Origin of the sequence: Actinomadura viridis, assembly GCF_015751755.1 — a bacterium.
GTDB classification, from domain to species: Bacteria; Actinomycetota; Actinomycetes; order Streptosporangiales; family Streptosporangiaceae; genus Spirillospora; species Spirillospora viridis.
The window spans coordinates 4,311,454-4,329,481 of sequence record NZ_JADOUA010000001.1 but is presented as its reverse complement, the minus strand read 5'-3'; the positions used below and the strand labels follow the sequence as shown (position 1 = coordinate 4,329,481).

32 protein-coding genes are annotated in these 18,028 nt (G+C 68.4%); all 32 read right to left on the bottom strand.

Annotation, left to right across the window (positions count from 1 at the left end; all coding sequences use genetic code 11):
* Positions 1-10 precede the first annotated feature (10 nt).
* Positions 11-748 (bottom strand): hypothetical protein, encoded by a 738-nt coding sequence (locus tag IW256_RS19855; RefSeq protein WP_197012410.1) that lies wholly within the window; start codon positions 746-748, stop codon positions 11-13.
* 57 nt (positions 749-805) lie between these two features.
* Entirely contained in the window at positions 806-2,170 is a 1,365-nt protein-coding gene (locus IW256_RS19850; protein WP_197012409.1) for an AlbA family DNA-binding domain-containing protein, read from the bottom strand.
* A 166-nt stretch (positions 2,171-2,336) separates the two neighbouring features.
* On the bottom strand, positions 2,337-2,567 hold the full coding sequence (locus IW256_RS19845; protein WP_197012408.1) for a hypothetical protein: 231 nt from the start codon (positions 2,565-2,567) through the stop codon (positions 2,337-2,339).
* A 340-nt stretch (positions 2,568-2,907) separates the two neighbouring features.
* Positions 2,908-3,300, bottom strand: a complete 393-nt coding sequence (locus IW256_RS19840; protein WP_197012407.1) for a hypothetical protein — start codon at positions 3,298-3,300, stop codon at positions 2,908-2,910.
* A gap of 1 nt (position 3,301) precedes the next feature.
* Positions 3,302-3,997 carry an NUDIX domain-containing protein gene (locus IW256_RS19835; protein WP_197012406.1) on the bottom strand — a complete coding sequence of 232 codons (696 nt, stop codon included), beginning with the start codon at positions 3,995-3,997 and terminating at the stop codon, positions 3,302-3,304.
* 90 nt (positions 3,998-4,087) lie between these two features.
* Complete coding sequence (locus tag IW256_RS19830; RefSeq protein ID WP_197012405.1) at positions 4,088-4,303, bottom strand: hypothetical protein; 216 nt, start codon at positions 4,301-4,303, stop codon at positions 4,088-4,090.
* 6 nt (positions 4,304-4,309) lie between these two features.
* A complete protein-coding gene (locus IW256_RS19825; protein ID WP_197012404.1) occupies positions 4,310-4,738 on the bottom strand; it encodes a DUF3307 domain-containing protein in 429 nt (142 codons plus the stop codon).
* Between the two features lie 11 nt (positions 4,739-4,749).
* On the bottom strand, positions 4,750-5,148 hold the full coding sequence (locus IW256_RS19820; RefSeq protein ID WP_197012403.1) for a hypothetical protein: 399 nt from the start codon (positions 5,146-5,148) through the stop codon (positions 4,750-4,752).
* Positions 5,145-5,465, bottom strand: coding sequence for a MazG nucleotide pyrophosphohydrolase domain-containing protein (locus tag IW256_RS19815; protein ID WP_197012402.1), 321 nt, complete (start codon positions 5,463-5,465; stop codon positions 5,145-5,147). Before IW256_RS19815 ends, IW256_RS19820 begins: the two co-directional genes overlap by 4 nt.
* Positions 5,466-5,587: 122 nt before the next feature.
* On the bottom strand, positions 5,588-5,800 hold the full coding sequence (locus IW256_RS19810) for a hypothetical protein (protein ID WP_197012401.1): 213 nt from the start codon (positions 5,798-5,800) through the stop codon (positions 5,588-5,590).
* A 67-nt stretch (positions 5,801-5,867) separates the two neighbouring features.
* On the bottom strand, positions 5,868-6,122 hold the full coding sequence (locus tag IW256_RS19805; protein WP_197012400.1) for a hypothetical protein: 255 nt from the start codon (positions 6,120-6,122) through the stop codon (positions 5,868-5,870).
* Between the two features lie 26 nt (positions 6,123-6,148).
* On the bottom strand, positions 6,149-6,469 hold the full coding sequence (locus IW256_RS19800; protein WP_197012399.1) for a hypothetical protein: 321 nt from the start codon (positions 6,467-6,469) through the stop codon (positions 6,149-6,151).
* Positions 6,470-6,477: 8 nt separating this feature from the next.
* The gene (locus IW256_RS19795) at positions 6,478-8,436 is read right to left on the bottom strand and encodes a hypothetical protein (RefSeq protein ID WP_197012398.1); all 1,959 of its coding nucleotides are present in this window, start codon (positions 8,434-8,436) and stop codon (positions 6,478-6,480) included.
* Positions 8,437-8,603: 167 nt separating this feature from the next.
* Entirely contained in the window at positions 8,604-9,164 is a 561-nt protein-coding gene (locus IW256_RS19790) for a hypothetical protein (protein WP_197012397.1), read from the bottom strand.
* Positions 9,165-9,210: 46 nt separating this feature from the next.
* Positions 9,211-9,561: a hypothetical protein gene (locus IW256_RS19785; protein WP_197012396.1), complete on the bottom strand. Its 351-nt coding sequence runs from the start codon at positions 9,559-9,561 to the stop codon at positions 9,211-9,213.
* 18 nt (positions 9,562-9,579) lie between these two features.
* The gene (locus tag IW256_RS42285) at positions 9,580-10,767 is read right to left on the bottom strand and encodes a hypothetical protein (protein ID WP_197012395.1); all 1,188 of its coding nucleotides are present in this window, start codon (positions 10,765-10,767) and stop codon (positions 9,580-9,582) included.
* Between the two features lie 9 nt (positions 10,768-10,776).
* A complete protein-coding gene (locus IW256_RS19775) occupies positions 10,777-11,166 on the bottom strand; it encodes a hypothetical protein (RefSeq protein ID WP_197012394.1) in 390 nt (129 codons plus the stop codon).
* Between the two features lie 22 nt (positions 11,167-11,188).
* Positions 11,189-11,767, bottom strand: coding sequence for a hypothetical protein (locus IW256_RS19770; RefSeq protein WP_197012393.1), 579 nt, complete (start codon positions 11,765-11,767; stop codon positions 11,189-11,191).
* Positions 11,768-11,770: 3 nt separating this feature from the next.
* Positions 11,771-12,019 carry a hypothetical protein gene (locus IW256_RS19765; RefSeq protein ID WP_197012392.1) on the bottom strand — a complete coding sequence of 83 codons (249 nt, stop codon included), beginning with the start codon at positions 12,017-12,019 and terminating at the stop codon, positions 11,771-11,773.
* 113 nt (positions 12,020-12,132) lie between these two features.
* Positions 12,133-12,315, bottom strand: a complete 183-nt coding sequence (locus IW256_RS19760) for a hypothetical protein (RefSeq protein WP_197012391.1) — start codon at positions 12,313-12,315, stop codon at positions 12,133-12,135.
* A gap of 21 nt (positions 12,316-12,336) precedes the next feature.
* Positions 12,337-12,708 carry a hypothetical protein gene (locus IW256_RS19755; protein WP_197012390.1) on the bottom strand — a complete coding sequence of 124 codons (372 nt, stop codon included), beginning with the start codon at positions 12,706-12,708 and terminating at the stop codon, positions 12,337-12,339.
* Between the two features lie 8 nt (positions 12,709-12,716).
* Positions 12,717-14,240, bottom strand: coding sequence for a hypothetical protein (locus IW256_RS19750; RefSeq protein WP_197012389.1), 1,524 nt, complete (start codon positions 14,238-14,240; stop codon positions 12,717-12,719).
* Complete coding sequence (locus IW256_RS19745) at positions 14,237-14,572, bottom strand: WhiB family transcriptional regulator (RefSeq protein WP_231403853.1); 336 nt, start codon at positions 14,570-14,572, stop codon at positions 14,237-14,239. Before IW256_RS19745 ends, IW256_RS19750 begins: the two co-directional genes overlap by 4 nt.
* Positions 14,573-14,675: 103 nt before the next feature.
* Positions 14,676-14,942: a hypothetical protein gene (locus IW256_RS19740; RefSeq protein ID WP_197012388.1), complete on the bottom strand. Its 267-nt coding sequence runs from the start codon at positions 14,940-14,942 to the stop codon at positions 14,676-14,678.
* Positions 14,927-15,307, bottom strand: coding sequence for a hypothetical protein (locus IW256_RS19735; protein WP_197012387.1), 381 nt, complete (start codon positions 15,305-15,307; stop codon positions 14,927-14,929). Before IW256_RS19735 ends, IW256_RS19740 begins: the two co-directional genes overlap by 16 nt.
* Positions 15,304-15,570, bottom strand: coding sequence for a hypothetical protein (locus tag IW256_RS19730; RefSeq protein ID WP_197012386.1), 267 nt, complete (start codon positions 15,568-15,570; stop codon positions 15,304-15,306). The genes IW256_RS19735 and IW256_RS19730 overlap by 4 nt, the downstream gene beginning before the upstream one ends.
* The gene (locus tag IW256_RS19725; RefSeq protein ID WP_197012385.1) at positions 15,567-15,938 is read right to left on the bottom strand and encodes a hypothetical protein; all 372 of its coding nucleotides are present in this window, start codon (positions 15,936-15,938) and stop codon (positions 15,567-15,569) included. Before IW256_RS19725 ends, IW256_RS19730 begins: the two co-directional genes overlap by 4 nt.
* Positions 15,935-16,078: a hypothetical protein gene (locus IW256_RS19720; RefSeq protein WP_197012384.1), complete on the bottom strand. Its 144-nt coding sequence runs from the start codon at positions 16,076-16,078 to the stop codon at positions 15,935-15,937. The genes IW256_RS19725 and IW256_RS19720 overlap by 4 nt, the downstream gene beginning before the upstream one ends.
* 135 nt (positions 16,079-16,213) lie before the next feature.
* Complete coding sequence (locus IW256_RS19715) at positions 16,214-16,405, bottom strand: hypothetical protein (protein ID WP_197012383.1); 192 nt, start codon at positions 16,403-16,405, stop codon at positions 16,214-16,216.
* The gene (locus IW256_RS19710; RefSeq protein WP_197012382.1) at positions 16,402-16,662 is read right to left on the bottom strand and encodes a hypothetical protein; all 261 of its coding nucleotides are present in this window, start codon (positions 16,660-16,662) and stop codon (positions 16,402-16,404) included. The genes IW256_RS19715 and IW256_RS19710 overlap by 4 nt, the downstream gene beginning before the upstream one ends.
* A gap of 23 nt (positions 16,663-16,685) precedes the next feature.
* Entirely contained in the window at positions 16,686-16,997 is a 312-nt protein-coding gene (locus tag IW256_RS19705; protein ID WP_197012381.1) for an excisionase family DNA-binding protein, read from the bottom strand.
* Between the two features lie 111 nt (positions 16,998-17,108).
* The gene (locus tag IW256_RS19700; protein ID WP_197012380.1) at positions 17,109-17,954 is read right to left on the bottom strand and encodes a helix-turn-helix domain-containing protein; all 846 of its coding nucleotides are present in this window, start codon (positions 17,952-17,954) and stop codon (positions 17,109-17,111) included.
* Between the last annotated feature and the right edge of the window lie 74 nt (positions 17,955-18,028).

Below are 18,028 nucleotides of genomic sequence, written 5' to 3'. Positions count from 1 at the left end.
TCTTGATCAACTACTCATCCCCCGATTCGGGGGTGTCCATTTGCACGAACCACACGGGTAGCGGGCGGGCAAGCGCAGCCGAGACTCTGCTCGTCTCCTTCACCAGCTGCTCGAGTGCCTTGACGCCGTCGTGGACGTTCTTGACACCGAGCCGGTTTATGCCGCCGTAGATCGCGAGATCGATCTGGTAGACCAGTGGTTCCACGGCACCGAAGGGACCATCTGCTTCGACGGTCACCGTGTAATGCATCGGCAAGGTGGAGCTGAAGCGCGCCGGAGTCATGTCGAAGAACCACTCCATGCGGCGCCCAGGTGGCATGAGGGGGATCCCGCTTGTGAAGAGCAGTGCGTCCCGAATGGGCTTCCAACTGGCCCTGCTTGTCTCAAGAGTCCGCTCGAGTAGTGGGTCGAACTGGATCTGCACGTTGCGCGCGACCGTGGGGCCAACGTTCTCAATGATCAGCAGGAAGACAGAACTGACGTGATCGGACGGGCGAATGTCAACGACCACGTAGGGTTCTGCCTGCTCTCTGCGTACTTGCTCGGTGAGTTCGACTTGGCGCTGAGCCGCTCGAGCAGACTCTTCCGCAGACCTGGCCTGCGCCTTGGCGGACTCTGCCTGATCGATTGCGGCCTTGGCCTGCTTCTTCGCAGCGGTCGTTTGCTGCCGAGTGAACCACAACGTGAAGGCTACGGACACTGCCACGCTAATCACGGCGACGACTAGGCCGCCCGCGTCAACGCCCATGTGCTCTCTCCTGCCGCTGATTGATGAGGGGAAGCTCGTGGTGACTTAGGTACCGGGTCAGCGGCTACCTGTGGAGAGTGGAATAGCGGCTTGAGTTGCCCACGCTTCAGCAACCGCGCGCTCGGATCCCCAGGCGTCCAGATCGAGTTCGCCGTCCCGGGTAATCTGACGAATGCTTACGGCGTTGAATGTCTGGAACAGGTCCCCGACGAGGTGAGCGGTGGCCTGTGCCAGCGGCTGACCGTCGTCAGCCAGGTGATCGAGAAGAAAGTAGGCCTCTCCACGAGCACGGGGTTGAGGATCGCGGCCGTACAATTCAGGCCCGGCCGGGCTCGAGGTCAAGATGGTTAGCTCTCCACCGAGCTGTGCTGGCTCGTTGGCCTTTGTGAGTCCGTACGGCATGATTTCGGATGAAGTCAGGGCGCCACCAGATGCGCTGGCCCGATCGCGGGCGTGTCGAGCGAGATAACGCAGCCCAGAGGCTGTCCACAAGACGATCGAGCTATCCCAAACCTGAGACGGCTGACCAGGAGGCATCTCCCCGACCAGTTCGACAGTGAACGAGCCGGCCCCATCCGTATGGAGTTCAGATCGGCTTCGCAGCCAGCCGTTCATAGTGCACACAAGCCGTCGATAGCCGACGCCAACGGTAGTCGTCCGATAGCCGTCGTCGTTGCCGACCAAGAGGCGCCCTCGCTGTTCTTCGCTGAGGAATTGTTGGTAGGAGTCGTGGTCAATGAGGTAGTTGCCGCGGATGTCTGGGACCAGCGACACGGTCAGTCGAGCGGCCACATTGCGTGCAGGGTGGGTCTGTTTGCGAGCGATCGCTTCGAGGTTGTCGTTTTGGACCTCGCTGAGCCTGTCTGCTGCCGTGACCACGGTAACGAAGCGCTGGCGATAGGCTGCGGCGATCTCACCCTCAGTGAGCCAGATCTTGCCTGTCCCTTGCCTACGAGGCCAGCGCAGCTTCTCCTTTTCGTTCGGTACTACGACGGCGTGCGGTGCCATCGAACTGCGAGGGACCATGATGAGGAGGAGCCCACGAGGCTTCTGGCTGGTGTCAGTCGGATCCGGGACACGGCGGAGTCGGAAGCGTGGCTTTGGGAAGACGCGGTCCGCGACCCTCGTGTGGATCCATCTCTCCAGCTCATCGGTCAGCTCGATCCCGATGATCTTTGATGGCTGCGCATTGACCTCAGCCATCCCCACGACGATTACGCCGCCGAGGTGGTTGGCGAAAGTGGTGATGTCGACGGCTACATCGTCACTGCCCTTGTCGCCGGTCTCGTACTTGCGTTTGTAATCAAGATCTTCAGCTTCCCTGGCAGCATCGTTCGAAATCAGGGCCTCAAGCTGTTCGTAGGTCACGCTTTCGGGCGATGCTCCGAAGATCGTGCTGAGCCGAGTGGACTGGAACGCCAAGGCTGCTCCTGTGCGTGAGGGGTGAATAGCGACATCATCGCCCTGGTAGCCGCTGCGTTTCCGGGATTCCTCCCAATCCCTACGCGTCGAACTGGCGGATCAGGAAGTACGACCCGTCCCAGAACGAGCTTTCGGGACGCGACTTATCGAGGTTGCCTTCAAGGCCTCAGTCGGCGGTGCCACCGTGCCACGAGCAGGTGCCGCGGCCTGATGCGGTGGACCAGGTCCCGTCCGCGCACAACGTCCCTCCGCCGCTCGGGAGGGTTGGTGACGGCACTGGGAACGGGTAGACGGGTGGGTTCTTCTGGGCTTTGCGTTGTTGTTCGGCGAACTTTTTGATCAGCCGGTCGAGTTGCTCGTCTTCCGGGTCGGGTGTCATACACGTCTGGTTGCGCATGAGTAGGAGACTCGGGGTGTCGGCTGGCCCGCAGTTGATGACCTCGGGTGGTTCGTTTGTGGGGGACCACGTTGGCGCTACCCAGGTTGCAGCTGGTGTAGGCGCGGGGGTCGGTTGGGCGTTGTTCAAGTCGACCTGGCCGACGAGGTAGCCGATGAACCCGCTCGCGGCGAGGGCTGCCGTCAGGTATACCGCCCCGCGGGCGTGGTCCCAGCTCACGGCACGAGCGTAGGCGGCGAGCCGTGGCTGATCAGGCGGTGTCCATCTCCGGTCAGTCCTCTTCGCGTTTGGTGTTCCGTGTGACGGCCCGTGCTCGGGCGCGGGCCGCCCGGACACAGCATCAGCCGTGGCGCCACGGCTGGTCGGGATGCTCGCGCACCTGCCAGTTCCAGCCGCGGTTCTTGAGCCACCGGCCGATGTCCTTGACCAGGCGGGCGTGGCTGTCGCGGGTGCCGTCGTCGAGCCGGATCTCCACGGAGCCCGCCGGGACATCGGCGTCGGGGTCGTGACCCTGGAGGCTCCCCTTCGGGGTGTGGAAGATCTTCAGCCAGACGGGGAGGCCCTGCGCGGGGAACATGGCGTACTCCAGGTTGCCCGGCATGTACGCGGATGGGCCTTCGTGCCAGCGGTGGCGGCCGTTGGCGCCGAGGAGGGTGCGGCAGTGGTCGAAGAGTTCCTTGACCTCGCCAGGGCGGGGCTGGGACTGCACGATGATGCTGGTGGTCTGGCCCATGTCAGGCCCCTTCCGGCTTGGCTGTGACGCTGGCATGCAAGGCTTCCTGGAGCATGTCGACGTGGGCGGGGAACACGACGCCGCCGTAGGTGTCGGCCAGGTCCTTCACGAGCGTTTCGTAGTCGTCGGCGAGGACCCACTCGGCGCGGGCGGCGTCGTCAGCGCCGGCGACCGCGGGGAGTTCGTCGCCAGCGCCGAGCTGCGCGACGCACAGCACGGTGACCATCCACGCCTCGTCGCTCGCGCGTGGGTCCGGGACGTACCGGACCGGGGTGACCTGCCACGCCGCGTCGGGCAGGACCAGGCCGGTCTCCTCCTCCAACTCGCGGACGGCGGCGGCCAGGGGCGTCTCCTCGGGATCGAGGCAGCCCCCCGGGATGGCCCAGCCGTGGCGGTCCGTCCGCTCGATCAGGAGGGCGCGGCGGTGGCCGTCTGGCCCGGTCGCCAGCACCAGCGCGTCGGCCGCGGCCTTCTCGCCCCAGTGGCCGAGTTTGTTGCGGCCGCGCGTGATGCCGGTCTTCTCGCGCGGGTTCATGGGACGCCCGTTGATCACCTCAAACGGGATCAGCGCGGCATCCTGCCGCGGCGCCCAGTCGATCTGGGTGGGGTCGGTGATCGGGTCGGCCCAGTCCGCGCCCGCCTCCGCGGCGCGTAGCACTTCGGGGTCGGTGTAGGTCAGGGCTTCATCAGTGTCCATGTGCATCCTGCTGCGGTTGACCGTCTGGTGTTCCGTGGGGCGCTCCACCACTGGGCAGCGGAGCGCTCGGACGCAGCACCAGCCCCGAGGTCAGGCTCCGTCCGGCCTGGGCATGGAACGGCACCTGCCGGCGTGGGCGTTGGCGCCGTCGCAGGCGTGCTTCTTGTAGGTGTGAGTCAGCGATTCGTCGCAGCCCAGGCACTCCCACCTGAAGCCGCCCCCCTCGTAGCGGGGCGGCTGGACGACCACGTGGGCGCCTCCCAAGGTCAGGAAGCTCGGCAGGGTGTTGGTGGCGGGTGTGGTCATGATGCTTCAGCCCTTTCCTGCGATGATCGCGGCGGAGATGGCGCACCAGGCGATGTGCCACGCCTGGTCGAGGTAGGCGGCGCCGGACGCGAGGCCGGGAGCGCCGAGCCGGGCGAAGTCCTCCTTGCCGTAGCGGCGGAGGGCCCGGCAGAGGTGGGGCATGACGCCGTGGTCGCGGCGGTCGATGGCGTAGTGGGAGATGGCGTTCACGGCGAGGCCTGCCGCGACGCGACGGGCGGGGAGCCGCTCTCCGGTGGCGGCGGCTGCCAAGCTGATGAATGCGGCCTGGGTGGCGGTGAGGGTCGCCACGTGGGTTGCGCAGGCGCGGCGGCCGTCCTTGCCGGGCTTGCCTTTCGCCTGTGCACATCTGTCGGTTTGGGCCCAGTAGTCCCCGACCATGTGGCCGGCGTGGAGAGCGGCGTAGAGTCCGCCCATGCGTCCGAGGGTCACCGGGTCACCACCTTCACTGGCACGGCTCCGGCGTGCTCTTCGGTGGAGTGTTTGCGGGCGGCGGTGGCGGCGGCTCGCTGCGTCTTGTAGTTCACTCCGGCTGCGGGGGGCCGGCCGCCGGTCCGGTAGGCGTGCAGGCAGTGGCCGCATCGCCACGCCCACCCGTCCCTTAGCGGGTTCCCGAATACCAGGTGCCCTTCACCGAGAGTGATCTCGCTGGGCTTGGGTTCGACGAGGTCGGAGAGGGCCATCACGAGACGTTCGATGTCACCTTGCGCCGCGGCCCTGATGAACAGCGCGCGGGCCCGAGGAAGGTCCCCGATGTTGATGGCTTCGAGGATGTTCGTGGTGGCGTTGTCCGTCACGCCCCGCAGGCTGACGCGGTCGCGGTTCATGACTGCACCGGGTTCTTGACGCGGATCAGGGTGCCGCTCTCGTCCGGCTCGTACCGGCGGGCCTTGTTGACCTGCATCTTCCGGACGACCTCCTCGCCCAGGTCGAGGCCGTGCATCTCGGCGATGGTGAGGAGGTAGATGGCGACGTCGGCGAGTTCTCCGCCGATCTCGTCGCGCCGGTTGTGGTCGAGGGCCTCGTGGAGTTCGCCGAGCTCCCGCATCGCCAGGAGGACCTCGCGGTCGTGGGAGGTGGTGTTGAACCCCTTGCGGCGCTTGTGCGCCACGATGTCCTGCTGTAGGGCACGTGTTGTCGTCACTTGCAGCTCCTGCACGGAATCGGGGTCGTGGAGACGGGCCTGCCGGTGAGCGGGTCAAGACGGCGGCTGTATCCGATGACCTTGGTGTCGTTGCACGCAGTGCACTTCTTGCCTGCCACAGCTCACGCCTTGCGCAGGCTGATGCGGCTGGCGCGGAACAGCCACGAGTGGGTGGGGCTGTTTTTGGCGACGCGGGACGGGATGCGCAGGACGGTGTCGGCGGCGTCCTTGCTGTCGATGGCTTTCTGGATGTCGTCGGCCTGCTGTTGGGTGAGGTCGGCGTACAGGGTCTGTTTGCGGCCGTCGTCGGGCTGGAAGTCGATCTCGTACTGCACTGCGTTGCTCCTTCTGGGTGGGTGGTTGCTTCGCGGCCGGGCGGCCGGAGACGGGGTGGTGTTCCGGTCAGGCCGCCTGTGCGTGGGGCGTGTGTGTGGAGGCGGCCAACGCGATGAGGTGCCGACGGCCGGCCAGGGTGAGTTGGAAGCGGACACCGCGCTCGATGGTGCTGATCAGCAGGCCCCGGTTGCGGAGCGCCTCGAGCTGGGACTTCGCAGTGTCCGGCGGCAGCGCGGTCAAGGTGGTGACCTCGCGGGTCGTACGAGGGAGCTGCAAGGCCCGCAGCAGGTCGAACTCGATCAGGTCCCAAGCGGCAGTCATCGTGACTCCTCTGGTGTCGTGGGGGGTTAGTTGCGGGTGACGTAGTGGTGGAGTTCCTTGACCAGCGACAGGAGCCGGTCTGAGGGGATCTCTGGGCGCGCTTTGTCGCAGGTCATGAGAAGCAGGACCCGCCGGATCTGCGCGTCCCTTTCGTCCCGTGCTTCGGCGAGCCACGTCGCGAGCTTGCGAGCTCGCGAGGTGACCTCGCCGGCCTCAGAGGCTCCGCTGTCGAGCACGGAGGCGGGCGTGAGCCGTAGCGCGCAGTCGATGGCGACCAGACGGTCGGTGTCGCGGGCGGGACTGCCCGCGGGCAGCTGGTTCTTGCTGAATAGGGTCCACCAGGCCATGAGGTTCCTTAGATGCGGGCGGCGTAGTTGCCGTCGGTGTGGCGGACGGCGTGGCCGTCGATGACGAGGGCTTCAACAGCGCGGTGGACTTCCAGGGCGCTGAGGCCGGTGGATTCCATGAGGTCGAACACGTCGGCGCTGGGTGAGTCCTGCAGGGCCTTGTGGATGACCGCGGCGTACGGGGCCGCGGTCGCCGGCGCAGCCTGCCCTGCGGTCGTGTCGGTGACGTCGTGCTCGTCGTCTTCGGCGGCCGTGGGCATGAGCTTGCTGATGTCCCAGTCGCCGTCGTCGTCCGACAGGATCTGGCCTGGGCCGGCGTAGCCGAGCGGGACGATCGCGCGCATGATCGACTCGTCGTAGGTGATCGGGTCGGCGGCGATGCGGTCGGCGATCGCGCGGACATCGACGCCGTTCTCTCCCGGGCGAAGGTACTCGCGGAGGTGTTTGGGCCTCTGGACGATGCCGCTGCGCTGGTCCAGGCTCTTGAGGTAGCTGACGCCGTGGATGCCGTCGGGAAGGTCCTCGGGGTTTCCTTCGATGCTGAGCATCTGCTTGGCGAGACGATCCGACCGGTGCACGCACGCGTTGAACGCCCGCAGGTACTGGCGGACCCCGCGGTCGCCGAGGACGTCGACGTCGGCTTCCTGAGAGCCCAGGATGAGGCCGAACCCGACCTTGCGTCCCTCGCGGAGGATGTCCAGGGCGAACTGGACGGCGTAGGGGCCCAGGTCCGGGTCGGAGGAGATGACCGGCCACTCGTCGATCACGCCGGTGATCTGGGGGAACTGGGGGGTGGGGTCGAACCAGCCCTTGCCGGTGTTGCTGCGGCCGAGGTGATCGGTCCACTCCATGCGGCCGAAGAAGTCTGAGCGGTGCCGCATGGCTGCGTGCATCCACGACAGCATCCGCACGCAGGAGATCGGGCCCCAGGCGGTGACGTCGGCGCGGCCCCGCCAGACCGCGAATGGCTGCTGCTGCGGGTCGCCCATCCACAGTGCCGAGAAGCGGCGGGGCGTGCACTGGGGGCAGGACTGCGCAGCAAGGCACTCGACGCACAGTTTCGCCTGACCGATCTCGGACGCGACGACATGCAGGGTGCCGGTCTTCCCGGACCCCTGAACGCCGACGACGATGCCGCTGCAGGCTCCGGAGTAGGGGGCGTGGATCTGCCAGCGTGACCGGGTTGAGTCGGCGTAGCGGCCAAGGTTGAAGGTGCCTGCGTCCGGGTCGTAGGTGGAGGTGCCGTCCCAGGGCTCTTCGCGTTCGTGGGCTTTCGTCGCCGTCAGGACGGTGACGACCGCCCGGCGGGCGCTGCGGGACTCGGGAGGCTCGACCGACACCTGGTCGTAGGGAACGTCGTACAGCGCGGCGATCTCGTCCTCGAGCTGCTTGACGTGGTTGAACGTCACACGCCTGTTGAGCGGCAGTTCGGTGTGGAACCGGAAGCCGCCCGGCACCTTCTCGAAGTCGTGGAGGCGCGCGCCGGCGAGGGTGCCCTGCACGCAGAAGTGGTCCCGGAACCGGGTGAGGCGAGGGTCTTCGGCCGGCGGTGCGAGTTCGGCGACCGGCTCGGCCAGCTCGAGCGTGCTGTCGCGGCGGCGGTTGCGGTACAGGTGCGGCGCGGCGATCGCCAGGCCGCCGCCCAGCAGCGCGAGCTGCATCCCGGCGCGCGGGCCGATCGGGGTCCAGACCGATCCGACCAGCATCCACGTCGATCCTGCGGCTACGGCGATCTTGGCGTTGGTGCGGACCTTGTGGCGGGTCCGGGCGGTCTTGATGGTCTTGGCGAGGCGGGCTTCTCGGGTCCGCCACGTCGCCCATCCGGCGGCGGCGGCGGAAGCGCCGGCGGCGGTGAGCGCGGCCCACCACAGGCTGGGGGTGGCGTAGTGGGCGGTGAGGGCGGTGATGTCGGTGGCGGCCATCCAGCGCCACGGCGTGAGGGCGGGCGAGTTCGACGCGAGGATCACCCGCAGCGCGTTGGGGCGCTGAACGGGCTCAGGAGCCTCTAGCGGAGGCTGAGCCTCGGCAGGGCTGAGGGAGGTGTTGATGGCCTCTGAGAAGGCCGCTGTGGCGCCGTGAGGGGCTCCCGTGACCTCAGGGACCGCCGTGGTGTGTGTGGCCTTACCGGCGTCCATCATCGCCTCCCCGTGTGCCGTGCGTGGTAGTGCTTGTCCTTGGCGACTTCTGCGGCACCGACGGAGGCGATCGCCTCACCGACCGGCCGCATGATCTTGTTCTCGGTGGTCAGCAGGGCCACGCCTGCGGCGGCTGCTTGGCCGGCAGCATCACGCCACTTCAGAGCGGCGTTCGCGCGGGCTGCCGCTGCGGCGTACTGGCCGGGCTGCTGCAACACCCGAGCACGGGCCGCGGCACCGATCGCCGTCTCATGCAGGTCGTCGGCGGCGGCCTCCTGCTCCAGCAGGCAGGCCACGATCGCCTCGACCAGGTCGACCCACGCCCGGTGAGTCGCCGTCCCGTGCAAGAACCCCACCCGGGCCGGGCGCCGCCAGCCGCGGGCGGTCAACTGGGGCCGGTCCTCGATGTGCATGCCGGGAGGGGCGGCGCACACTGCGGACGCCCGCACCGCCGCGGCGATGTCGGCCCGCCACTGGGTCACACCCTTCAGCTGGCGTAGCGGGGCGTCGGCTGAGGCGAGCGTCTGGTACATGCGGTCTACGGCGGCCAGGATGCGCACCGTCCCCTCCCTTCTCTCGTGGTTGCTCGGGACTTCGGCTGCCCGGCTAGTCGCGGTCGTGGTACCGCTTGTCCTGGGCGACTTCCTGCTGGCCACCGGCTTGCTGGATCGCCTCGAACACCTGCATGTAGCGGGCGTCGGTGTCCTCGGTGAACCGCACGCCTCGGGTCATCAGCTCCAGCGCCGTCGCCCTGGATTCATCGACGAGGTTCAGCTGGGTACGGCCCGCCTTCACCTCGTGGAGGGTTGCGTCCATGACCTCGAGGCCCTTGTAGATGGTCGCGACGGTCATCAGGACCTCGGCCATCTCGTCCAGCCACGTCCGGTGGGTGTAGCCGGCCCCGGCGGACGGGGACGACGGTGAGGACGGCACGGGCAGGTTCGTGGGAGTGCTCATCACTGGGGCCCTTTCGGTCTAGACGTCGGACAGGTAGGGGATGCCGGCGATCTCTTCGGTGCCGCCAGCGGCCTCGACCGCCGCCAGGACGGGCTGCTCGATCCGGTTGACCTCGCGGAGCATGTCGGTGACCTGGCCCATGAACTGGACGATGTCGTCGTGCAGCTGCAGGACGCCGCGGACCTGGGAGCGGCCAGCGTCGGCGACGGTGAGCCGGCGCAGCATCAACTCCAGCGCGGCAGGGAGCGCGTCGAGCTGCTTGTGGATGTCGGCCACGGCACGGTTCCACTGGCCGTGGGTGTAGGACTCGCCTCCGTTGGCACGCGCCGGGGCGTGGCCTGCGGTGCGGCTGGGCGCGTGGTGACGGCGCGGAACGATCTGGCCGGGCTGCCGAGGTGGCATGGGCTCTCCTTCTTCGATCTCTCGGGTGTTCGCCGCAGGCACCGCGGCAGGCTGAGGTGCAGCCGGGACCTGCGGAGTTTCGGGGACCGGCGCCGGGGTGGGCGGTTCGGGCGGGCTGGGCAGGACCGGCGGCGGAGGCGGAGGCGCACTGTCACCGCCGGGCCGTGGCGGGTCGATCAGCCGTGGCGTGTCGCCGGTGGCATCGGCGTCGACCACCTTCGCGTCCACCAGCTCCGGGGCTGGACCGGCCGGCTTCTCGGTGTCGGGCTGGGTGGGCTTGGCCGCGCCGCGGCACAGCACGCACACCAGCACCGAAGCGTCGGCAGGGTCCGGAGCCAGGGACCTGCGGGCGACCACAGTTCCGCAGCGGCCACACACACCCAGCGGCACCCGGGCGTGACGCTCCTCGGTGTGACGCTGACGCCGCGACTCCTGCCGGGCGAACCGTGCGCCGTTGACGCCCGCGTCCCAGATCCGGCGGAACGGGCCCGTCTCTCCACGCAGTTCCCGGGCCCGTTCCCCCGCCCGCGGCTCACGGCGCAGCCCGCGGCGCACCGCCTGGGCCGTCCGCGCCGCCGCCCACGCCCACCACAACGCGGTGGCAGGACCACCGGCCCTGCCACCGGCCACCCGGTCGGCCAGACGCTTCGCCCACGCCTCACGGCGGCGCCGCAGATCGTCCTGGATCGCCGCCGCCGCAACCCGAGCCTCCTGCCCGGCCTGCGCTGAGGCGGCGTCCACAGCACCACGCGTGACGAACCACGCGAGCGCGCACGCGGTGATCAGGGCACTGACCGGATCCATGTGGAGCTCCTACTTGCCGTTGAGGTTGTTGACGACGGCCTTGTCGACGTTCGAACCAGCGGTGTCCAGGGCCCGCTCGACGGCCTGAAAGAACGAGCCGCCGGCCAGCACGAGGGAGATCCCGAACGCAAACGCGATGAGCGGGGTGCGGGTGCGGTGCATCCCGTTGCGCTTCACGGCCTCCTCCCAGAAGAAGACCGCCGTGAAGATCGCGCCGATGGTGAACAGGCCGACGCCGTAGAGGTTGATGCCGTCGAGCCCACCGACCCAGCCGGAGACGGTGGAAGCGGCTCCCAGCCCGACGAACAGCACGAGCCACGCGACGAACCTCGGCAGGCGGTGCTTCAGGTGAAGGGCGAGGGCGATGACGCCCAGGACGACTGCCCCAGCGATACTCATTTCGATCGAACTCCTTTCGTGATCATCCGAAGACGCGCCACAGGGTGACGCTGACCGCGGTCACCATGACCGCGACGTTGAAGCGGAGCATCCGCGAGAACAGCCAGGCCAGGCCGCGGCCAGCGGCAACGCCGGCCCAGCCGAGGGAGTTGTAGTAGGCCACCGTGATCCAGGTCAGCCACCGGCCGTCGTAGCCCTCGGGCAGCCACGCCCGCGACGCCACGTACGCGCGGTACTGCGCGAACGACTCGGGCTGGGCGGCGTAGATCCCGCCGGGCCGGGTCGTGGACTGCTGGACCTCCTGCAGCGTGTGCTTGGACCAGTGCCGGACCAGGACCAGGGCACGCTCGGCCGCATTGATCCGGTCGCCGTCCAGGTCGCTGTCGGGAAGCTTGACGACCTCGCCGGCCGGGGCGGGCAAGACCTTGGTCGTCTCCGCCTCCTCGTCCCACAGGTCCAGCGGGGCCTCTTCGGTGGCCGGGCGCTCCTGCGGCGCCGCGGCAGCCGCTGCGGGGCGAGCATCGAGCTCCTCAGTCGGAACCGGAGCGTCCAGGGCTGGGCCCGGGGCGCCACCGAGACTGACGTCAGGCAGCGAAGACACCGGTCACCCCTTCCTCGCCGGCCGGAAAAAGGGCACCGCCTCAGCGAGCTGCGCGAGCTTTTCGGTCAGCTCCGCATCAACCGCCGCAGCCTCATGCGGACGCTGCCGGCGCACCTTCGCCAGCTCCTCCAGCAGCCACCGATTCGCCTCATGCAAAGCACCCTTGAAGTCACCGGCCGCCTGCTTCTCGGCGATCGATCGGCGGTACAAGCTGGCCCGGTTGGCTGCCTTGTCGCGAAGACTCGCAGGCATGTGTATGCTTCCTCTCGCGCGTGCGTACGTGTGTACGTGTCCGTGTGCACTCGCACGTTGGGGCTCCCCCAAGGGCTTGCGGCCCGTCTCGGTGACCGCCCACAGACAGTTCGTCATCGGCTTGTTCTCGACCGCAGAACCGCGGCCCTGGCCCCCGCGGCAGCGGCCAGAACGGCCCCGCCGATTGCGGCCCCGGCCGGCGCTCCGACCCGCCGGGCGACCTCGCTGAGGACGACCATGAACACGAACCCGGCCACCAGATAGATCGCCGCGAGCAGCAGTCCTGGCTTCGACATCAGACGCTCATCACTCATCGGTCAGACCCCTTTCGGACGGGAAGCGCGGCTGTTTCGGCCAGGCGCCCCTTTGCTGGTGGCGAGCGCTGCGATGCGGCGGGCTTCGGCGAGCCGGTAGTGGGCGGTGGTCTTCTTGAACCCCAGGACCTGGCGGACCATCGCGAGCTTGACCGCGTCGTAGCCATGCCGGTCGATCAGGTCCAGGACCTGCTGGACCTCGTCAGACCTTCTCGTCGCCCCACTGGGCAGGTCCGGCTTCCAGCTCTCGACCCGCTTGATCTCGGCGTAACGGCGTCCACCAGTGGTCCACCAGCGGATGGTGACCTCGCCGGACTCCTCGGTTTCCAACGCGGCCCCGAGGTCCTGCAGCAGCTTGTGGTGGTCGAAGGACATGTCTGACCTCACTTCGCCAGGTCGATGTGGCCGCCGCGGACCTGCTTCACCAGCTCCAGGGCAGCGGGCTTGCCGATGCTCAGTGCCTTCGCGAGCTTTTCGGCAGGGATGTGCCGGCCGTGGTCAGCGAGGTACGCCTTGTCGGCGGCAATGGCCTCGTCCAAGCGCTCGATGGGCTTCCTCGTCTTGCTGCGGGTCCGCCTCCTGCGAGGCCGGGTCTGCTTGGCCGGGTCCGGGACCTGGTCCGGGGACCGGTCTGCCGCCGGGCTCGCCTTCGGGTCCGAGACCTCTCGGACCTGCGGGTCCGGGACCTGCCTCGCGGACCGGTCCGAGACCTGGGTCCGAGAAGCCTGGGTAGACCCAGACTCGGGACCGGTCTCGGACCCATTGCCGGACCAGTCCGAGACCTGGGTCCGAGACCCATTCACAGACCGGTCTGCCACTGAAACCCGGACCTGGTCCGGCAGGTCCGAGACCGGTCCGGAGACCTGCTTCGCGGACCCGTTGTCAGCGGAGATTGAAGGGCCCGAGAGCGCCCACTGCGCAGGCGGTTCGACCTCCGCTCGGACCTGGACCTGGGGGAGGGACTGCGCTGGCATGAACGAAAGACCCTGCGCTTCAAACCAGGTCCGCTGGGCCGGAGAAGAGAACTCCGCCCACGGCGCGTCCGGGGTCAGGTCCGCGAGCTGGGTCGCGTTGTAGAGGGACCCGATCTGCGCGATCAGGTTCCGCTGCCGGACCGGGTCCGAGGCGAGACCGGCATGCGCGACCGCACTGCCCATCGCTCGCTCCAGGCGCGCCTCCGCGCGCTCAACTCGCCACGCGAACGCGCCCGTGTTCCGGAGCCGCCGGACCTTCTTTGCCGCCTTCGCGACGCGGGTGAGGCGGCGGTGAGCGTCGACCTCGCTGGCGGTCCGGCCGGTGGGCTCAGCGATCCGCAGCCACACCAAGACCCGCTCGGGCGTGACGCGCCAGTGGATCGCGCTGCGACCGCGGACCCGGCGCCGCTCGATGGCCATGCCCCGCTCCCACAGCCACGCCGCCAGCAGCGGCATGATCAGTCGGAACAGCGCCACCTCGAACGTGTCGGCGTCCATCGCAGCGAACGCCCCAGAGAGGGCGGTCACGACCCACACGGCGATGCCATCGATGCCGGCCTTGCCGATGTTCGGGTCGCGGACGTTGCGGCGGGCCCGGAGCGCGCAGGTGAATGCCGTGAGCTCAAGGACTCCGCCGACCACGATCACAAGTTCGAGGGGGAAGTCGAGCTTGTCCTTGAAGAACTTGCCCATCCCCTGCGCGCAGACCCCGGCAATGATGAGGGCGACGAGGAAGGTCAGCTTGTTCTCGAGCGTGCCCTTCTCCTTCGTCCCCTCCTGCTTCTTCGCCTTGAGGGGGCGGGGAGCGGCGTGCCGGCCCCGGTAAGCCATGACGATGACCGAGACCAGGCACGTTCCGAGGACGGCGCCTCCGGTGGCCAGGTAGGGGATGGGGCCGGTGAACCAGCTGGGGAAGTTGAGGTCGGGAATCATGCCGCCACCGCCTGACGCTCGCTGCGGATCCGGCGGCGGTCCTGGGGACTGGTGCCGCCGAACACGCCGTGCATGTCCTCGAAGGCCGGGAAGGTCAGCGCCCACTGCAGGCAGGCGTCACGGACCGGGCAGGCGGCGCAGACTTCCTTGGCAGCGCGCTGCTGGCTCGGGCCATCCCCGTCTTCGAAGAAGAGGTCGGTGCCGACCTCACGGCACAGGGCGTCGGCCTGCCAGTCCAGCGAGGCGGGTGCCTTCGGGGAAGTGAACGGCTGGCCTTCGCCGACGGTGAGGTGCCGGCTTCGCGAGTTGGATCGCCAGTGGATGGCAACCATCGTGGGCTCCTAGTAGGGCAGTTGACGTCCGGAGGGGGTCCGGGTGTCGGGCGGTGGCTTGGGTTTTACGGGGTGGCTTCGGCCGCTGTGTCTGACGGAGCGTTCACACCGCCTCGCGGGGCCACAGCACGGCGTCGACAGAGGCCAGCCACTCCTCCTGCTCCGCGGGAAGTTCGGCGGTCATCGAGTCGGGGTGTTCGAACGGCGGCTCGGCCTGGAGCTTGCGGGTGATCCCGCATCCGGTGCAGTAGATCCAGGGACCGCAGACGCGGCCGGTGATGGCGGTCTCGGCGGCCTGGTGCTTCCAGGCGTGCCGGCCGAGGTTGCGGCAGATGAGGCGGCGCCAGGCGTTCATCAGGACCTTCCCCATTCGGACTCGCCTCGCTGGATGATGTTGACCAGGTCGAGCATCGAGGTGACTGTGCGGCGGGTGCCGTTGTGCTTGGCCGCGTTCTGGACTGTGGCGGTCGTGAGGACGAATCCGCAGGACGGGAGGTAGTGGAACTGGGCCCGGATGCGGAAGCGGTGTCCGCGGCGGCGCGTGGACATCTGCAGGTCCAGGGTCGGTGCCTTGGGGTCACCAGACAGGTCGCCAGTGAAGGTGTTCGAGTTGGCCGTGCAGTCGTAGGCGCAGATCCAGTCGAGGAGGATCACGTAGTCACCGGCCAGGTAGGTGATCTTCCTCGCCGGTCCGCCGGAACGGGCGATGTCGACGAGGAGGGTGAAGGTTTTCACCGGTGGTCACCCCGCATCCGTGCGTGGAGGCTGGCCTTGACGGCGTTCATGTCGGTGGTGGCGGCGATCTGGTCGGCGAGTCTGCTGGTGGCGCTCGGCGGCGGGAGTTCGTGGTCGATGTCGGCCGCTGCCAGTGAGTGCCCGAGCGGGCACCGGTATCGGATCGGGCCGCCTTCGAGCTCGTGCTCGGGGTGGACCGGGCACACGGCTGGCGGGCGAGTCGACAGGCCGCTGATGCGGGTTCGGGAAGTGGGGGCGGTCATGCCACCGCTCCGTTTCCTTCGGTGCCTGCGGTGAGGGAGCCGACGGTGACGGTCACGCCGCCGTGGTCGAACTTGACCTGGTGGATCGGGGTTGGCAGGTCCAGCCGCGTCATGTAGGGGACCGTGGGGTCGAGCGCGGCGATCTGCTGGCGGACGGCGCGGAGCGCCATCCAGGCGTCGATGACCGCGCGCGGCTCGAGCGCGCCGGCGCCGACGGTCACGGTCGCGGGGGTGCCCTCGACCGTGTGCTGGGCGACGCAGGGGTCGGGGGACTGCAGCGCGGTCACCAGCGCCCAGGGGACGACGGCGGTGGATGCGAGCGCCAGGAGGCGGCTCATCGGGTCACGCGTCTCAACGGTCGTGGTCATTTCCGGTCGCCTCCCTTCTGCTGCTGGTCGTAGGCGGCGCGGCACCCGGGGCGAGGCGTCTTGTCGTCGGGGTAGTGGGCGGGCTTCTCGCCGTTGGGCCAGGTCTCGCTGTGGGGCGGCGGAGCGGGTAGCGTGCTCATGGGACCTCTCTCGTTGATCTGGTAGGCGGTTCCGTTGGCCCCGCTCCGGTGCACCACCACCGGGCGGGGTCTTTTGCTGTTCTGGGCCTCCGCCGGCCCGCAACGGGGATGAGGGCGCGGGACGGCGGAGGCGGCTCATCGGGGCCGGCGCGTCCAGCCGGGAGGGAAGACCGTCCGCCAGGCGGCGACGCACGAGCGTCCCCAGTAGGCGCCGAGCTGCTGCGCGATCCTCTGGGCCCGTTCCTCCGCGGTCTCCGGCGCCGGCTTGTCCTTCCGGACCGGCGCGGTCACGGGCTGGGTGACCGGCTCGTCGTCCCGGTAGTTCACGCCCGCACCCGGCTGGCGTTCGCGACGGACAGGAACACGCCGTTCTTCCGGCCCTCTCGGGCTACGTGCTCGATCGCGGCGCGGGTGGTGTTGTCGGCGATCACAGTCGCGGCCTCCTCGACGGTGACGGTGATGGCGGGCAGCCCGTGGCGGGGGTCGCCTGCCACGAAACGGCCGATGCCCAGCTCCGCCAGTTGCGTGCTGCGGGCAGCGGTCTCGGCGGCCAGGCTCTGGAAGAGCGCGCGGGTCGTGTCCATTCGGGCGTCCTCTCGGTAGGTGGTCACGCCGCGCCTCTGTTGGCCCTGGCCAACCACGCGGCGGCAAACTCCTCGAACACCACTCGACGGCCAGCTCGCACCTCGTCGAGAAGCGCCTCAACGAACGGGCGGGAAACGCGGTAACTCCGGCCGATCTGCAGGCCAGGGAAGTCGCCAGCGTCGAAGGCGCGGCGGATGGTGGCCTCGCTGACGTTGAGTCGGGCCGCCGCGGACTTGATCGGCATGAGGTCGTGCGTCTGCTGACCTCCTGCCGCCTCAACCGCCTGGCGGCTCCTGGACGCCAGAGGCGTCACACGGCTCTCAATGCGCTGCATGCGCTGAAGACTAGTCGCGACTAGTCTTCAGCGTCAAGGTGTTGGCGAAATCCCAGGTGAACATGAAGAAGCCCCACGCCAGTCCCGGCGTGGGGCTTTGAGAGGTAGAGACTAGTCGCGCGGAGTCTCGTCCATGATCCGCCTGATCAGCGCGGTGGCCTCAGTTCCGGTGGCTGCCGACTCCCTCAGCCGACTGAACGCTGCCCGGTACTGGGCGAGCTTGTCCTCGTCGCGGAACCGCCGCTCACCGTGGTAGGTCTCGACCAGGACGAACGGGTCCTCGGGGTGGTCAAAGATCGTGAAGCCGTTGAGGTAGAGGGTTGTGGCTTGTCGGTCGAAGGGGAGAACGCCGATCGTCACGTTAGGGAGCGTTGCCAAAGAGAGCAGTCGGTCCAACTGGGGCAGCATCAGGGCAGGTGGGCCCGGCCGCCAGCGCAGGGCTCCCTCTGTGAGCAGGAACTCTAGAGTCTTGCTGGCGTCGTATAGAACCGTCTGTCTGTCCATCCGCTTCGCGACGGCTGCAGCGACATCGTGCTCATCGCCCACGTCCAGAAGAGTCATTACTCGGCGCGCGTAGTCCGCGGTCTGAAGCAGCCCGGAGATGGCGGAGGGTTGGAAGTTGTGGAGGCCGGCGCTTTCGCGCTCCACCTCGCCAATGTAGGCGTTGCGTTCGGATAGCTTCCCCTGTTCGGGGGACCAGTTGAGATCCTCCGAGCTGAGCTCCACGGCCAGAGCTACAAGGCGGTCGACTGTGGCACGGTCGGCCCCGGCCTTGTTGGCCCAGACCTTCACGTCCTCGGGGGAGAGGAGTGTGGCGCCACGCTCGGACTTGGACACCTTGGACTGGGACCAGCCGCAGGAGGCGCCGAAGGCTGTGCTGTTCATGCCGGTGCTCTTGCGGAGCTTCCTGAGCTCGGCGCCGAGCTCTTGGCGGCGTCTCCTGGGCTGTGCGCTCATCGGGTGTCGTGACCTTCCGTGGGGTTCCGGCCATGCTAGTGGGGTAAGTCTCGGCTTCCCAGACTTGAGGCGAC

Coding starts and splice junctions, on each gene's coding strand:
- IW256_RS19855 (WP_197012410.1), bottom strand. CDS start 748: ATGGGCGTTGACGCGGGCGGCCTAGTCGTCGCCGTGATTAGCGTGGCA.
- IW256_RS19845 (WP_197012408.1), bottom strand. CDS start 2,567: ATGCGCAACCAGACGTGTATGACACCCGACCCGGAAGACGAGCAACTC.
- IW256_RS19840 (WP_197012407.1), bottom strand. CDS start 3,300: ATGGGCCAGACCACCAGCATCATCGTGCAGTCCCAGCCCCGCCCTGGC.
- IW256_RS19835 (WP_197012406.1), bottom strand. CDS start 3,997: ATGGACACTGATGAAGCCCTGACCTACACCGACCCCGAAGTGCTACGC.
- IW256_RS19830 (WP_197012405.1), bottom strand. CDS start 4,303: ATGACCACACCCGCCACCAACACCCTGCCGAGCTTCCTGACCTTGGGA.
- IW256_RS19825 (WP_197012404.1), bottom strand. CDS start 4,738: ATGGGCGGACTCTACGCCGCTCTCCACGCCGGCCACATGGTCGGGGAC.
- IW256_RS19820 (WP_197012403.1), bottom strand. CDS start 5,148: ATGAACCGCGACCGCGTCAGCCTGCGGGGCGTGACGGACAACGCCACC.
- IW256_RS19805 (WP_197012400.1), bottom strand. CDS start 6,122: ATGACTGCCGCTTGGGACCTGATCGAGTTCGACCTGCTGCGGGCCTTG.
- IW256_RS19800 (WP_197012399.1), bottom strand. CDS start 6,469: ATGGCCTGGTGGACCCTATTCAGCAAGAACCAGCTGCCCGCGGGCAGT.
- IW256_RS19785 (WP_197012396.1), bottom strand. CDS start 9,561: ATGAGCACTCCCACGAACCTGCCCGTGCCGTCCTCACCGTCGTCCCCG.
- IW256_RS42285 (WP_197012395.1), bottom strand. CDS start 10,767: ATGGATCCGGTCAGTGCCCTGATCACCGCGTGCGCGCTCGCGTGGTTC.
- IW256_RS19775 (WP_197012394.1), bottom strand. CDS start 11,166: ATGAGTATCGCTGGGGCAGTCGTCCTGGGCGTCATCGCCCTCGCCCTT.
- IW256_RS19765 (WP_197012392.1), bottom strand. CDS start 12,019: ATGCCTGCGAGTCTTCGCGACAAGGCAGCCAACCGGGCCAGCTTGTAC.
- IW256_RS19760 (WP_197012391.1), bottom strand. CDS start 12,315: ATGTCGAAGCCAGGACTGCTGCTCGCGGCGATCTATCTGGTGGCCGGG.
- IW256_RS19755 (WP_197012390.1), bottom strand. CDS start 12,708: ATGTCCTTCGACCACCACAAGCTGCTGCAGGACCTCGGGGCCGCGTTG.
- IW256_RS19750 (WP_197012389.1), bottom strand. CDS start 14,240: ATGATTCCCGACCTCAACTTCCCCAGCTGGTTCACCGGCCCCATCCCC.
- IW256_RS19745 (WP_231403853.1), bottom strand. CDS start 14,572: ATGGTTGCCATCCACTGGCGATCCAACTCGCGAAGCCGGCACCTCACC.
- IW256_RS19740 (WP_197012388.1), bottom strand. CDS start 14,942: ATGGGGAAGGTCCTGATGAACGCCTGGCGCCGCCTCATCTGCCGCAAC.
- IW256_RS19730 (WP_197012386.1), bottom strand. CDS start 15,570: ATGACCGCCCCCACTTCCCGAACCCGCATCAGCGGCCTGTCGACTCGC.
- IW256_RS19725 (WP_197012385.1), bottom strand. CDS start 15,938: ATGACCACGACCGTTGAGACGCGTGACCCGATGAGCCGCCTCCTGGCG.
- IW256_RS19720 (WP_197012384.1), bottom strand. CDS start 16,078: ATGAGCACGCTACCCGCTCCGCCGCCCCACAGCGAGACCTGGCCCAAC.
- IW256_RS19710 (WP_197012382.1), bottom strand. CDS start 16,662: ATGGACACGACCCGCGCGCTCTTCCAGAGCCTGGCCGCCGAGACCGCT.
- IW256_RS19705 (WP_197012381.1), bottom strand. CDS start 16,997: ATGCAGCGCATTGAGAGCCGTGTGACGCCTCTGGCGTCCAGGAGCCGC.
- IW256_RS19700 (WP_197012380.1), bottom strand. CDS start 17,954: ATGAGCGCACAGCCCAGGAGACGCCGCCAAGAGCTCGGCGCCGAGCTC.